Genomic DNA, 13,973 nt, shown 5'->3' with positions numbered 1-13,973 from the left:
GACCTTCTCGGGGCATGGGGGCACGCAAGGGCGCGTGCCTTCGGGAGGCATGCGGAACGGGAGTGCACGGGTGTGTACGGGAGTGCACAGGAGTGCACGGAGACGGGTGTGTACGGCGCGGGTGCGTACGGAGCGGACCGCCGACACGGCCGGTTTCGGACAGGGCCGGGTGCGTGCCGGGTGCGCGTGCGGCGGGTGCGTCGAGAAGCGCTGGGTGCTGGACGGATGTAGGGGGAGCGGGCCGGCGGTGCGCGGGATCCGGTGCCGGATCGACGGAGGTGCTGATGGCCCTGCCGGATACTGCGGCAGGAGCAGGGCCGGGGCCTCACTGCTAAAGTTGAGGCATGCCTCCAGATTAGCGGAGGCACACCTCCGCTTCAACCCGGTGTCCGAAAAGAGATCCCCAGTGACGGAACAGGTCGTGGTCGGCGAGTTCCTCGCGGCCCAGCGCCCCCGCCGCGCCGATGCCGCGCGGAACTTCGACGCGCTGCTCGTGGCCGCCCGCGAGGCCTTCGCCGAGCACGGCGCCGAGGCCTCGCTGGAGGACATCGCCCGCCGGGCCGGCGTCGGCATCGGCACCCTCTACCGCAACTTCCCCACCCGCAGGCACCTCTTCGAGACGGTCTACGCCAACGAGGTCAACGAACTGGCCCTGGCGGCCCGGGAGCTGTCCGACGAGTCGCCCTGGGAGGCGCTGGCCGGCTGGCTGCGCCGGTTCGTCGCCTACACCCTGACCAAGCGGGCGATCCGCGAGGCGCTGGAAGGGGAGGAGTCGGACATCTTCCTGGCCTGCCGGCAGTCGATGTTCGACGCGGCCGGGCCGCTGCTCGGGCGCGCGCAGGACGCCGGAGTGGTGCGGGCGGACATCTCCATCGACGACCTGCTGCGCCTCGTCTCCGGCGTCAGCTCGGTCGCGTTCCCCGACGAGGAGCAGCGCGACCGGGTCCTGGCCATCGCCCTGGACGGCGTGCGGGCCAAGGTCTGACCGGTCGGCACCCGCCACCGGCGGCGGTCCACCGCCCCGGGCCGGGGCGTCCGGGGCCCGGGCGTCCGGGGCGCGGGCGGTCCCCGGCCACCGGTGTGTCGGCGGCGTCTCCTACGATGACGGGCATGAACGCTGAGGGGTCGGACGCACGGCTCATCGACGGCCGATTCCAACTGCTGCAACGGCTCGGCGGTGGAGGCATGGGCCTCGTCTGGCGCGCCCGGGACAACGCGCTGCACCGCGAGGTGGCGCTCAAGGAGGTCCGCCCGCCCGACCCGGCGATGGCGGCCGCCGACCCCGAGGGCGCGCGGGAGCTGCGCGAGCGGGTGCTCCGCGAGGCCCGGGCCCTGGCGCGGCTCCAGCACCCCAATGTGGTGATCATCCATCACATCGTCGACACCGCCGACCATCCCCACCCCTGGCTCGTCATGGAGCTGGTCGCCGGCGGCAGCCTCGCCGACCGGCTGGCCCGGGGCCCGCTCACCGTGCCCGAGGCGGCCGGGATCGGCCGCGGTGTGCTCGCGGCGCTGCGCGCCGCCCACGCCGCCGGCATCCAGCACCGCGACGTCAAACCCGGGAACGTCCTGCTGCGGCCGGACGGCACGCCCGTCCTCACCGACTTCGGCATCGCCGCCATGCAGGACTCCACCTCCCTCACCAGCACCGGAGCCCTGATCGGGTCGCCCGAGTACATCGCCCCGGAGCGGATCCGCGGCAGGGAGGGCGACCCGTCCTCCGACCTGTGGTCGCTCGGCATGATGCTGTACGTCGCGGTCGAGGGTCACCACCCGCTGCGCCGCGCGACCACGCTCGCCACCCTCGCGGCCGTCCTCGACGAGCCGCTGCCGCCGCCCGTGCGGTCGGGGCAGCTCGGCCCGCTGCTGGCCGCCCTGCTCGCCAGGGACCCGGCGGCCCGACCGGACGCGGAGCAGCTCGACCGGGCGCTCGCGGCCGCCGAGGCCGGGGCCGCCGCCGGGCCGGCCACCGGTGCGGCGGCCGGTGCGGTGACCTGGTCGCCCACGGGTCTCGACACCCCGCGGCCCGCGGGCTTCGACACCCCGCGGCCCACGCCGCCCCCGTGGCCGGGCGCCGATTCGGGGACGTTCGCACGGTCCGGTCCCGCCTCGACGTCCGGCGCCGGCTACGGCCCCGGCTACGGCCCGGGCTTCGGCCCCGGCTACGGCCCCGGCTACGGTCCCGGCCCGGCCGACGCGGTCGGCCACACCGGCCCGGTCGACGCGGGCCCCACCGGGCCGGTGCACCCGGGCCGGCCGACCGACGCGACGCCGCACGGCCGGCCGGCGCCCGCGCCGCGCGGCAGGCGGGTGCGGGCGGTCACGTTCTCGGTCGTCGCCCTCGCGCTGACCGGCGTCCTCACCTGGAACCTCTGGCCCGACGCGGGTGACGACGGCGGCCACGGCGCCGCCCCGGGCCCGGCGGTGTCCGACCCGGCCGCGACCGCCGTCCCGGACCCCACCGCGACCAGCACCGTGTCGACCCCGGCGGCTCCGCCGTCCGCCCCCTCCACGCCGGCGACCACGAAGTCCGCGCCGCCGTCCGCCGCACCGGACTTCCTCACCCCGGCCGGCGTCCGCACCACGGTCGACGCCGTCCGCCCGTACCTGGCCGACTCCAGGATCACCACGCTCACCGTCTACCCCGGCTACGCGAGCGCTTCGGGGCCCACGGCGGCCGACCCCACGGTGTACGACCGGCTGGACTACCGCGACGGCAAGGTCACCCGCACCCCGGGCGGCACCATGACGTCCCGTGACAAGACGGTCGACCTGCGGAGCTTCGACTGGGAGATCATTCCGGCGCTGCTCCAGAAGGCCCAGGACACCCTCAACGTCCCCAATCCGACCAGCCGCTACCTCATCATCGGCCCGGACAGCAGTGACGGCGCGCCCAGCATCCGCGTCTACCTCTCGGGCGCGTACGGCGGTGGCTACCTCTCCGCCGACACCAAGGGCACGGTGAAGCGGTCCTTCCCGCGCGGCGGCTGAGCACCCGTACCTGAGCACCCGCGGCCGGGCACCCGAGGGTCCGCCCGGGCGTTCCGGTCGCCTCCGCGGGCTCAGTCGGCTCGGTCGGCCGGCGGCAGCACGCGGAAGGCCAGCAGGGCGATGTCGTCGCGGGTGTCGGCGACCTGGGCGAGCACGTGGTCGCAGAGCTCGTCCAGCGGCTGGTGGCCGGCCTCTCCCGCCGCCAGTGCCAGCCGATCCAGGCCGACGGCGAGGTTCTCCCCGGGAACCTCGACCAGCCCGTCGGTGTAGAGGAGCAGGGTGTCCCCGGGCCCGATGTCGGTGTAGTGCGTGTGCCGCGGCTCGGCGGGGGCGACGCAGAGCGGTACGTCGTTCTCCTCGGTGGTCAGGAACCGGGGCTCGCCCGCGGCGGGCACCAGCAGCGGCGGCGGGTGCCCGGCGTTGGACCAGGCCGCCCGCCAGCCGTCGCCGCCGAACGTCAGGTTCAGGTGGACGGCGGTGGCGAAGGCGGCCACGCCGAGCCCGTCGGCGGCCGTGTCGAGCGCGGTGAGCGTGTCGGCGGGGGTGTGCAGGTGGGTGCGGTTGTAGGCGACGGACCGCAGCATGCTGCGCAGCTGCCCCATGGTGGTGGCCGCGGTCAGATCGTGCCCGGCCACGTCGCCGATGGTCAGGGCGAGCGAGCTGTCGGGCAGCAGGAAGGCGTCGTACCAGTCGCCGCCGACCTCGGCGGCCCGGTTGCCGGGCTGGTAGCGGGCGGCGAGCTCGGCGCCGGGGACGGCGGGCGGGGCGGTGAGCAGGGCCCGCTGGAGAACGAGCGCCACCTGCCGGGTGCGCTGGAGTTCGAGGGTCTGGCGCAGGGTCGCCTGGGCGCGCTGGAGGACTTCCTGGAGCAGGTCGATGTCGGGCCGGCCGGGTGGCGGGGTGTCCTCGCAGCTGGCCGCCGCGGCGAGGGCGACGGTGGTGCCGTCGATGACGATGGGCAGCAGGGTGAGGCTGGTGGCGCGGGCCCTGGTCAGCCACTGGGCGGACTCCCGGGGGACGACGCCGGGCGGGACGCCGCCGACCGGGAAGGTGAGCAGGGCCGGGCTCTGGCGGGCGACGACCCGCAGGGCGGCCGGTCCGAGCCGGTAGCTCTGCTGGCGCAGCGCGGGCAGGGGCGGCAGGCCCGGCCGGGCGGTGGAGGCGATCCGGGTGCCGAGGATCTCGTCGGGCCGGGTGGTGTGCTCGCGGCTGGAGAGCAGGAACACCGTGCAGGCGTCGGTGAGCTCCGGGACGACGAGGTCCGCGACGGCGGCGAAGGCGTCGTCGGGGCGGGCGGTCTCGGTCACCGCGAGGGCGCCGGCGAGCAGCCGCTCGCGCAGCCGGTTGCGCCAGCGGTCCTCGATGTCGGACGTGGCCCCGACCCACTCCACCGGTTTGCCCTCGCGGACGATCGGCACCGCGCGGGCGGCGATGTGCCGGTACCCCCCGGAGGTGGTGCGCACCCGGAAGGCGTGCTCGAACATGGACGGCTCGCCGGTCGACGCCTTCGTCCACTGCTCGGCCAGCCCGGCGCGGTCCCGGGGGTGGATGAGGTCGAACCACTCGGCGTCCATGGTGTCCCGCCAGGGCTGCCCGGTGAGCCGCTGCCAGCCGGGCACGAGCTCGGCCATGGTGCCGTCCGCGCGGACGATCCAGACCAGCTGGGAGACGGCGGAGATCAGTGCCTCGTAGCGCTCCAGGGTGCGCAGGCGGTCGGTGGAGAGCTGTTCGGCCTGCTGGGCGGCGTGCACCTCGGCGGTGGTGTCGATCGCGGCGATCAGGATGCCGGGGCCGAAGCGGGAGGAGATCGGCGAGCAGCTGTAGACGAAGTGCCGGTGGTCGTCGTGGTCGTCGTCCCCCGGCCGCTCCACCGTCCGGGGCGTGGTCACCTGGCGCGCGGTGCCGTCGGCGAGGACGAGGTCGAGCGTGTCGAAGAACCGCTGCACACCGGGCTCGCTGAACAGCTCCCGGACGGGCACGCCGACCGATCGGGGCCCGAAGAGGTCGCGGAACGCGTCGTTGCGGTAGACCAGGCGGTGTTCCCGGCCCGCGGTCAGGGCGATCGCCACGATCGCCCGATCGAAGACCTCGGGTGTCAGCTGCGGCTCGACCACCCCGTGGTGCCCCCTTGTCCGGTGTTGTGTCGTATGGCGCTCGGGTGTCCGGCCGCCCTCGGTGCTGCTCGGGCACCCGGGCGCCGTCGGGCGGGTCGTCGTCGGACCGGGCCGCGCTCGGAGCGCCCCCGGACCGCTGTCCGCGGGCTTCCCCTCCCGGTGGACGGCGCCGCCGCCGCACCGGTCGGCGATCACCCGCGCCGTCCTTGGCACGATACGTTCTGACCGGTACATCTGTACCGTTATGCCACGATTGTCGCCCTTGATGGGGGCGAGGTGTCAGCTCCCGGCCACCGAGTGTCCGCCGGAGCCCGAACCGTCCTCAGCCGCCCGCCACCACGTTGGACAGCGGCAGGCCCTCGAAGAAGGCCACCGCCTCGTCGCGCCAGTGCGGGCGCCAGCCGGCGGCTTCGGCCCCGGCGGCCTCGGCGCAGCGGCGCATGTCGGCGCGGAGCCTGCCGTCCACGCCCAGGTGCCGGGCCAGCTCGCGGACCCGCTCGACCGTCCCGGCGGGGCAGTGCGGATCACCGAGTGCGGACTCCACCACGGCCCGCTGCGCCTCGTTCGCGGCGGCGAGCAGGGCGCTCACGGCGTAGCTGCGGCGGCCCGCGCGCAGGTCGGCGCCGGTGGACTTGCCGGTGGCGGCCTCGTCGCCGAACAGGTCGAGGTAGTCGTCACGCAGCTGGCCGCCGATGCCGACCAGGGTCGCGTACCGGCGCAGCCGCGCGTCGTGCCCGGCCACGTCCTCGCTAGCGGCCAGCAGCCCCAGCCGCAGCGGGGCGAGGACGGAGTACCGGGTGGACTTGTACTCGCAGACGGTGTGCAGGAACTCCTCGTCCGGGATGGCGAGGAAGTCGCGCTCCAGGTCGATGATCTGGCCGGTGACCGTCTCCGCGCCGGCGTCCAGCTGCACCTCCAGCATGGCCTGGCGCAGCTCGGCGGGGACGTCCGCCTCCAGCAGGACCCGCATCGAGAGGAAGGCGGCGAGGTCCCCGGCCAGCACGGCCAGGCCCAGCGCGGTGCGGTCCGCCGCCGGGAACTCCCGGCGGTAGGCGTAGTAGGTGGACGGGCCGCCGCGCCGTACGGGCGCGTCGTCGATGATGTCGTCGTGGACGAGCCCGTGCGTCTGGAGCAGTTCGATGCTCAGCGCGGCCTCTGCCAGGCCGGGTACCGGCTCGGTGGTCACCAGCCGGGCCGCCTCGTACAGCAGGGCGACCCGGAGCCGCTTGCCGCCGCGCAGCGAGAGGTCCCGCAGCAGCTCCAGGCAGCGCGGGGTGAAGCGGCTGAGCGGCGGGGTGTCGAGGCGCTGCGGCAGGGCGGCGAAGTAGGCCTCGAAGCGGAGGTCGAACCGGCGTCGGTGTCCGGCGGCCCGTTCGCGGGCGGCCACCATGATCGTCTCGTTCACGAGCCCTACCCTCGCATCCGCACGCCCGCGCCCGCCGTGGGGGGCGGTGCGGGGGCGCCGGGCGGTGGAGGAGGGCCCGCAGGGGCATCGGGGCCGGGACCTGGCCCCGTGTCACACGGCGGGCCGGGACCGGCCCCGTGTCACACAGCGCGGAGCCGCCCGGCCGCCGGCGACCGGAGCGGCGACCAGGAAAGTCCGCCGGGACCGGCGGCGGTGGGGTCGTCACACGACATGGGCGGCGATGGTGCGGGCGCACTCCATCGACTCGGCATGCGCGGTGTCCACCTCCAGGTCGTAGGCCACGCCCCGGTGCACCACCTCCGCCTGGGAGGCGGCCATGCCGATGATCCGATCGCCTCGGGCGACCTCACGGCCCGCGGCAACGGCGGCGTCACACCGGACGCCGACCCACAGCACCCGCAGGTCGCCCAGCACCTTCTGCCATCGCCGCTGCGAGTCCGCTCCGCCGAGGAAGACCTCGTCGACGACGATCCGGGCGCCCGCGCGGGCCATCGCGGCGACCCCCTCCAGCCATGCCGCCTCCAGCGCCCGGAACTCGGGCCCGACGGTCACCCCGCCGTCCGGGGCGAACGCGATCCCGCCGTCCGACGTCTGCATGGACGCCGGCATCGCCTCGACCAGCGTGTCCGTCCCGAGGGCCAGCCACGGGTCCGGCAGGACCGCCTGAAGACACCGCACGATCCCGGACTTCCCCGAGCTTGAACCACCGTTGAGAACGATCACCTGAGTCATCACCGCGCCACAGTAGGGGCACCGGGGCGATGCCCGAAACGGATTTCCGCGCCCCGCACCAGCGGCCGCCACCGGCGGGCCTTCCCGGCCGGAGCAACCCCCCGGCGGCGCTTGACGGTTCTGCAGACACGCAGCCCCACCGCCACTACGCTGAACCGCGATCGCGCACCAGGAACAGGAAGAGGCCGGGCCGACCAGCAGGGGGCGTACGTGTCGGAATCGTACGGGCAGCCAGGACCGGGTGCGGCAGAGCCGGGGGGCATCGGCGGGCCGCTCCTGCCTCTCCAGCCGGGGGACCCCGCCGACGTGGCCGGCTACCGCCTGCGGGCGCGCCTGGGCGCCGGGGGCATGGGGGTGGTCTACCTGACGTACACGCGGGCGGGTCAGCCGCTCGCCCTCAAGGTGATCCGCCCGGAGTTCGCCCTGGATCCGGAGTTCCGGCGGCGGTTCACCCAGGAGGTGGCGGCGGCCAGACAGGTGCAGGGCGCCTACACCATTCCGGTCGTGGACAGCGAGACCGACGGTGCGCAGCCCTGGTTGGCCACCGCGTACGTGCCCGCGCCCTCGCTGGCCCGCATGCTCCACGCACACGGCCCGCTGGCCGTCGAACCCGGCATCCTGCTGCTGGCGGGGGTCGCGGAGGCGCTCCAGTCGATCCACCGGGCGGGTGTCGTCCACCGTGACCTGAAGCCGTCGAACGTGCTGCTCGCCGGCGACGGGCCGAAGGTCATCGACTTCGGCATCGCCCGGGCGGTCGACGGCACGGTGATCACCCAGACCCACGTTCAGGTCGGCTCGCCGGGCTTCATGTCGCCCGAGCAGGCCCGCGGGGACACGGTCTCGCCGGCCACCGACGTCTTCTCGCTCGGCGTGCTGGCGCAGCTGGCGCTGACCGGCCGCCACCCGTTCGGCGAAGGACACGCTCCCGTCATGCTCTACCGCGTGGTCCACCAGGAGCCGGACCTCACGGGCTGCCCGCCGCAGTTGCTCGACGTCCTGCAGGCCTGCCTGGCCAAGGATCCCGGGCAGCGGCCGTCGCCCGCCGAGATCGTCGAGCGCTGTGCGCGGGCCTCCCGGGAGAGCCAGCTCCGACGCACGGGACAGTGGCTGTCCCCGGCCTTGGCGGCGGAGATCACCGTGTTCTCCGCCGCCCAGCACGCCCACCCGCCGGGGCCGCCGACCGCGGTCACCGAACCGCGGCCCGCGCCGACGGCTCCACCACTGATTCCGCCGCTTCCCACCACGGCGCCGTCCTCCGCGGCGCCCACCGTGCCCACGACGGGCGGGGCGTCCGGCGCGAACCCCGCCCGCAGGAAGTCCCGTTGGACCACGTCCGTGCTGGTCGGGCTCGGTGTCGGTGTCGTTGTCGGTGCCGTCGTCTACGGGACGACCAGGCTGGTCGACGATCGGGGCGGCGACGCACTGCCGGCGCCCACGGTCACCGTCACCCGCGAGGTCACACCGAGCGGTTCGACCGGTTCGCCGGCGGTGCCCTCGTCCGGTCCGCCGGCCGTGCCCTCGTCCGGGGTGCCGTCGCCGGCCACCTCCGCGACCGGTGCGGGGCCCACCGCCACCACTCCGGGCCGGACGTTCCTGGGCGACCTGACGCCGCTGTCGGGTGACAAGGAGCTCACGTCGGGCGGGGGCTCCGTCGACGGCGTCGACTTCCCGTCGTCGTTGCTGAGCAACGCCAGTACGTGCGGACCGTACAGCAACTACTTCAAGGGCGCCGACTACAACCTCGGCAAGCGCTGGTCGCGACTCACCCTGACCGCCGGGATCGAGGACAACTCGTCCAAGCCGGACGGAAAGATCAGGATCATCGGAGACGGCAAGGTGCTGGTCACCAGGGACCTGCACCTCGGTCGGTCGGAGAAGCTCGACCTCGATGTCCGCGGTGTCCTGCGGTTGACCGTCAGCTACGGCGCGGACTGCAACTCCGAGTACGGCACGGTGGTCTTCGGCGACGCGACGCTCTCCGCCCAGTAGCGCTTCTGCGCCCAGGGGTGAGGTCCTCCGACAGGCGGCGACGGGGGCGTCGCCCCGGACGGTCTCGCGCGTCCGCAGGAGTCCACAACCCCGGGGCCCGGTACCGGGCCGCGCGCACTCCTAGCCGTCGGCGTCGGTCCGGGGCGCGGTCGCGGCCTCGGGCTCGGGCTCGGGCTCGGCCTCAGGATCGGCCTCGGCGGCCAGGATGGCGAGCAGGCCGGGGAAGCGGGCGTCGAGGTCGGCCCGGCGGAGGTCGGCCATCCGGCTGTTCCCCCGGTCGACCTGCCTGATCAGCCCGGCCTCGCGCAGCGTGCGGAAGTGGTGGGTGACCGTCGCCTTCGAGACCGGCAGCGCGAAGGAACTGCAGGTGCGGGCCGTGCCGTCGGGCGCGCCGGCCAGCTCGCGCACCACCCGGCGGCGCAGCGGGTCGGCGAGCGCGGACAGCACCTTGCCGAGCTCGATCTCCTCGACGGCCGGGTGCCCTTCCTCGTCGGGCATGGTGACCTCCCTCAGGTACGGCTTGAATCGTACCTCCCGAGCGCGGTACCGTCCGCGAGGTACGACTGGAGTCGTACCTCGATCGAGGGAGAGCTCGGATGGATCAGTTGGTCACGCTCGTCGGAATCGCCCGCCCGAAGCCCGAACGGGCCGAGGAGCTCAAGGAGTTGCTGCTCTCCTTCGTGGCGCCCACCCGGCAGGAGTCGGGCTGCCTGGAGTACCACTTCCACGAGGACCGCGACGAGCCCGGCGTCTTCGTCTTCTACGAGGTGTGGCGCAGCCAGGCCGACCTCGACGCCCACCTGGCCCTGCCGCACCTCGCCGCGTTCTGGGAGAGCCGGCTGGACTACCTGGCCGGCGACCTGGAGATCCGCTTCCTGACCATGCGGAGCCCGTACGGCCGGGCGTAGCGGCTGCTACTCGGCCGGCCCCGGGTGTCGTCCGGGTCGTGCGGGGAGCGCGGGTCGACCGCGTCGACCGGGCGCGATCAGGCCGGGAGCTCCGGCGCTTCGTGGATCCGGGCCAGCAGGGCCAACAGCTGCCGCTGCTCGTCCGGGGCGAGCGGTGCCAGTAGTTCGGCATTGGCGGCTTCGGCCAGGGCTCCGCAGCGGGTCAGGACGGCCGTGCCTTCCGGGGTGAGGGTGACGGCGTTCTTGCGGCGGTCGGAGGGGTGGGGGGCGCGCAGGACGAGGCCCGCCTTCTGGAGGTGGTCGAGGATGCCGACCATGTCCTTGGGGTCGACGGCCAGCCGACGGCTCAGGTCGGCCTGGGTGGCGGGCCCGTACTCGGCCGTCGCGGCCAGTACCGCGTGCTGCATGAGCTTCAGCCCCTCCGCGGCGATCGCGTCGGCGACCAGGCCCCGGCCGCGCGCCGCAACACGGCCGACGAGCCAGGTCGGCAGGGACTGGATGCGCTGGAGCTCCGAGGTCATGTGCTCAGCCTATCCAAAAGTCATTGGACTTCCCAACGATGTTCGGCCTATCGTTGGGGCGCCCAATGAATTTGGATCGGGGAGGTCCTGTGCTGCGCATTCGCCATGAGGTCAACGGTGGACCGGACGTGCTGTTCGCCGAGGAGGTCGACCGGCCCGTGGCGGGCGCCGGGGAGGTGCTGATCCGGGTCGAGGCGGTCGGGGTGACGCTGCCCGCCGTGCGCAAGGTGCGGGAGGGCAGCGAGCCGGTCCCGTTCGGCGGCGAGGTCGCCGGGGAGATCGTCGCCCTGGGCGCGGGAGTCACCGCCTTCGGTGTCGGAGACCGCGTCACCGGGCTGTGCTTCGCCCATGCCTACGCCGAGTACGCGATCCTGAACACCGCCATGACCTCCCCGGTCCCGGACGGCGCGACCGCCGTGGAGGCGGTCGCGCTGGTCCGCAGCGGGCTGGTTGCGCGCGGTGCCTACGAGGCCGCGCGCACGGAGCCCGGTGAGTCGGTCCTGGTCACGGCGGCGGCCAGTGCGGTGGGCACGCTCGCCCTGCAGTACGCCAAGGCCGGCGGGGCGGCCCGCGTCGTCGCCGCCGTCAGCAGCGCCGACAAGGCCGACTTCGTCCGCGGGCTGGGTGCCGACGAGGTCGTCCTCTACCAGGACGCCGACTGGGGCGCCCCGTACGACGTGATCCTCGACGGCGTCGGCGGTGACCTTCTCGGCCCCGCTGTACGGGCCCTGGCGACGGGCGGCCGACTGGTGGCCTTCAGCTCCGGCGGCGGCACGGTGGAGGCCTACGAACTCCTGGTCCGCGGCACCTCGGTGATCGGCTTCCAGATGCGGGCCGTCGCCGTCGGCAAGCCCGAACTCTACGACCGTTGGCGGCGCGAGCTCTGGCAGCTGCGCGACGCGGGCACCCTGCGCACCGCCGTGCACGAGGAGATCCCCCTCCGTGATGCCGCCCGCGCCCACGCCCTCATCGAGCAGCGCCGCAACCTCGGCAAGGTCGTCCTCGTCCCCTAGCAGGGGCCTCCGGTCGCTCATGTGACGCAGGGTTCGCCGGGCGACGCCGGGCGTTCGAATCGACGAACGCCCGGTCGAGGATCGTGCTCCGGCCCCCACTCCCCTCGTGGTGGGGGCCGGAGCGGGCCTCAGCCGCGCCGACGAGAGAGAGCATGCCAACGGGGACGGCCGGACGGCCATGTATTAGCCTCTGGGCCTAATAGTCAACAACGCGGCAGGTCAGAACGGCTGCGGGGAACCGGAGGAAGGTTCGTGATCGCACTGAAGTTCGGGGTCGCGGACCTCGCGAGGACCCGGTTCGTCATATCCCCGCTCGACCACCTGCTGGCCGGCTCGGCCCGGTTGGGCGTGCACCAGGGCAACGGGTCGCGCAGCGAGCGCTGGTGGCGGGACGTCCGCCGCCACGTGCCCCAGCGGGCCGTGCGCTTCCTGGAGGTGGTCAACGCCACCCCGATCGGCGTCCCCGACTTCATGGTGGCGGACCTCGACGCCGTCCGCCGGCAGTTGACCGACGAGCTCGACGCGCTCCTCTCCGTCCCGCAGCAGGCCGTGGAGGAGGGGGTCGCGGTGTTCGGCAGCGGCCCGGAACTCCCGGCCGCCCTGGCCCGGTTGCGCGAGGACGGCAGCCGGGGTCTGCGCGAGGTGAGCGACGGTGCCTGGGCGCTGTTCCGGTCCTGCCTCGCCCCGGACTGGCCCGACATCCGCCGCGCGCTGGAGGCCGACATCGCCGTCCGGGCCCGCACCGCCGCCCGCTCCGGGATCGGCGACATGCTCGACTCGCTCCACCCGAACGCCGTCTGGCGGGACGAGGGAGTGCTGGAGTGCACCCTCGGCGACCTGGAGGGCTCCTTCGAACTCGGCGGCCGGGGCCTGGAACTGCGGCCCAACTACTTCGTCCAGCGGAGCATCAGCCTGCTGGCCGAGCCGGGCCGTCAGAGCCTGCTGCTGCACCCGATCGCCGCCCCGACCGCCGATCCCGCGGCCCGGACACCGGCCGCCGACGGCCTCGCTGCTGTGCTCGGCCCCGCGCGCGCCCGCGTCCTGCGCGCCGTCGCCGACGGCGCCTGCTCGACCACCGAGCTCGCCCAGCGGCTCGGCGTCACCCCGCCCTCCGCCTCCGCCCATGCCGGCGCCCTGCGCACGGCCGGCCTGATCGCCACCCGCCGCGAGGGCAAGCAGGTCCGCCACAGCCTCACCGACGTCGGCCACGACCTCCTCCTCGACAATCCGGCGCCCCTGCCCCCGGCCTGAGCGCCGGTCGGTGGCGGCCCGGACGGGGCCGTGGGGCGAGCATCCTCGCGACAGGGGGGCCGTGGGTGCGGGAGTCCGTCCAACGGGGTCTCCGCCGCCGGACGCCTCCGCCGCCGGACGCCTACGTCGCCGGACGCCTACGTCGCCGGACGGCTACTCGGCGGGGATGCCGCGGAGGAGGAAGGGGAGGTGGGCGCCGCGGGCGAGGGCGGTGAGGGCCTGGGTGACGCGGCGGTGCTGGTCGGTGGCCATGGTGTCGGCGAGTCGGTCGGGTTGGACCCAGTGGAGGGCGATGATCCGCTCGGGGGGTCGGTGGCGGGTGACGGTGGTTTCCTGGGCGCGGGTGAGGCGGCCGCCCCAGTAGACGAAGTTGACGCCTTCGGGGAGGAGGCGGGCGTCGACGTAGTCGGTGGCGAGGATGCTGCGCAGGGGGAGGACGAGGCCGGTTTCGGTCTCGGTGTGACGGCGGGCGGCGAGGTGGGGGAGTTCGTTGCGTTCGGCGCTGCCGCCGGGGAGGGTGCAGCCGGTCTTGTAGGTGGTCTCGACGAGCAGGACGGCGCCGTCGGTGTTGAGGACGAGGGCCTGGTGGCCGAGGCGTCGGCGGGGCGGGTCGGTGAGGATCTCGGGCAGGGGGTAGAGCATCGCGGGGTTCCTTTCGGTGGGAGTCGATGAGTGCCCGCCCGGCTCGCGGCTGGGGTCGCGAGCCGGACCGGGCGTCGTCCCGCGTGGCGCACCACACCGCACGCGGGAGTTCGGGGGTCACCGGCCGGGGGTGAGCTTCGACAGCCAGGTGAAGCAGGCGGGCAGGCCGGCGACGACGCCGGTCGCGAGGACCACTCCGGAGATGAGGAGTTGGGGCCCGAGGGGCCCGTCATGGATCGGCCAGCAGAGGAGTGCGGCGGCGCAGATGCTGAGCGTCGAAACGGCGAGGGTGGCGGTGACGAGCTTGAAGTCCTGGTTCACGCAGCGTCGTTGGCGCGGGGCCGGCTGGGGTGCTGGACGGTGACGTGGCGGGGGTTGTCGAGGGG

13 protein-coding genes are annotated in these 13,973 nt (G+C 74.4%); 6 read left to right on the top strand and 7 right to left on the bottom strand.

Annotated elements, in window-relative coordinates; all coding sequences use genetic code 11:
• The first annotated feature begins 406 nt into the window (after positions 1-406).
• On the top strand, positions 407-985 hold the full coding sequence (locus ACWDRR_RS27780) for a TetR/AcrR family transcriptional regulator (RefSeq protein ID WP_449774971.1): 579 nt from the start codon (positions 407-409) through the stop codon (positions 983-985).
• A gap of 125 nt (positions 986-1,110) precedes the next feature.
• Positions 1,111-2,991 carry a protein kinase domain-containing protein gene (locus ACWDRR_RS27775; protein ID WP_449774970.1) on the top strand — a complete coding sequence of 627 codons (1,881 nt, stop codon included), beginning with the start codon at positions 1,111-1,113 and terminating at the stop codon, positions 2,989-2,991.
• 71 nt (positions 2,992-3,062) lie between these two features.
• Here ACWDRR_RS27775 and ACWDRR_RS27770 read toward each other — a convergent pair whose 3' ends face one another.
• The 3 genes from ACWDRR_RS27770 to cpt form a co-directional block, all read right to left on the bottom strand.
• Positions 3,063-5,105: a SpoIIE family protein phosphatase gene (locus tag ACWDRR_RS27770; protein ID WP_449774969.1), complete on the bottom strand. Its 2,043-nt coding sequence runs from the start codon at positions 5,103-5,105 to the stop codon at positions 3,063-3,065.
• 322 nt (positions 5,106-5,427) lie between these two features.
• On the bottom strand, positions 5,428-6,495 hold the full coding sequence (locus ACWDRR_RS27765) for a polyprenyl synthetase family protein (protein ID WP_449775043.1): 1,068 nt from the start codon (positions 6,493-6,495) through the stop codon (positions 5,428-5,430).
• 237 nt (positions 6,496-6,732) lie between these two features.
• Positions 6,733-7,263 (bottom strand): chloramphenicol phosphotransferase CPT, encoded by a 531-nt coding sequence (cpt, locus tag ACWDRR_RS27760; RefSeq protein ID WP_449775042.1) that lies wholly within the window; start codon positions 7,261-7,263, stop codon positions 6,733-6,735.
• A 306-nt stretch (positions 7,264-7,569) separates the two neighbouring features.
• Between cpt and ACWDRR_RS27755 the strand changes: the two genes are divergently transcribed.
• Positions 7,570-9,252, top strand: coding sequence for a protein kinase domain-containing protein (locus ACWDRR_RS27755; RefSeq protein WP_449774968.1), 1,683 nt, complete (start codon positions 7,570-7,572; stop codon positions 9,250-9,252).
• Between the two features lie 120 nt (positions 9,253-9,372).
• Here ACWDRR_RS27755 and ACWDRR_RS27750 read toward each other — a convergent pair whose 3' ends face one another.
• The gene (locus ACWDRR_RS27750; protein WP_449774967.1) at positions 9,373-9,750 is read right to left on the bottom strand and encodes an ArsR/SmtB family transcription factor; all 378 of its coding nucleotides are present in this window, start codon (positions 9,748-9,750) and stop codon (positions 9,373-9,375) included.
• Between the two features lie 98 nt (positions 9,751-9,848).
• Between ACWDRR_RS27750 and ACWDRR_RS27745 the strand changes: the two genes are divergently transcribed.
• Positions 9,849-10,160 carry a putative quinol monooxygenase gene (locus ACWDRR_RS27745; protein ID WP_449774966.1) on the top strand — a complete coding sequence of 104 codons (312 nt, stop codon included), beginning with the start codon at positions 9,849-9,851 and terminating at the stop codon, positions 10,158-10,160.
• A 77-nt stretch (positions 10,161-10,237) separates the two neighbouring features.
• Here ACWDRR_RS27745 and ACWDRR_RS27740 read toward each other — a convergent pair whose 3' ends face one another.
• Entirely contained in the window at positions 10,238-10,681 is a 444-nt protein-coding gene (locus tag ACWDRR_RS27740) for a MarR family winged helix-turn-helix transcriptional regulator (RefSeq protein WP_449774965.1), read from the bottom strand.
• Between the two features lie 89 nt (positions 10,682-10,770).
• On the opposite strand from ACWDRR_RS27740, the gene ACWDRR_RS27735 reads away from it, so the two are divergent.
• Together ACWDRR_RS27735 and ACWDRR_RS27730 are read left to right on the top strand one after the other, a co-directional pair.
• Positions 10,771-11,694 (top strand): quinone oxidoreductase family protein, encoded by a 924-nt coding sequence (locus ACWDRR_RS27735; protein WP_449774964.1) that lies wholly within the window; start codon positions 10,771-10,773, stop codon positions 11,692-11,694.
• 252 nt (positions 11,695-11,946) lie between these two features.
• The gene (locus tag ACWDRR_RS27730) at positions 11,947-12,945 is read left to right on the top strand and encodes an ArsR/SmtB family transcription factor (RefSeq protein WP_449774963.1); all 999 of its coding nucleotides are present in this window, start codon (positions 11,947-11,949) and stop codon (positions 12,943-12,945) included.
• Positions 12,946-13,098: 153 nt separating this feature from the next.
• Here ACWDRR_RS27730 and ACWDRR_RS27725 read toward each other — a convergent pair whose 3' ends face one another.
• Both ACWDRR_RS27725 and ACWDRR_RS27720 read right to left on the bottom strand, forming a co-directional pair.
• Positions 13,099-13,587 (bottom strand): NUDIX domain-containing protein, encoded by a 489-nt coding sequence (locus ACWDRR_RS27725; protein WP_449774962.1) that lies wholly within the window; start codon positions 13,585-13,587, stop codon positions 13,099-13,101.
• 117 nt (positions 13,588-13,704) lie between these two features.
• The gene (locus tag ACWDRR_RS27720) at positions 13,705-13,908 is read right to left on the bottom strand and encodes a hypothetical protein (protein WP_449774961.1); all 204 of its coding nucleotides are present in this window, start codon (positions 13,906-13,908) and stop codon (positions 13,705-13,707) included.
• Positions 13,909-13,973: the final 65 nt, after the last annotated feature.

This window comes from Kitasatospora sp. NPDC003701 (assembly GCF_053587085.1).
The sequence above is the reverse complement of the archived record's forward strand: the minus strand, read 5'-3'. Positions and strand labels throughout refer to the sequence as shown.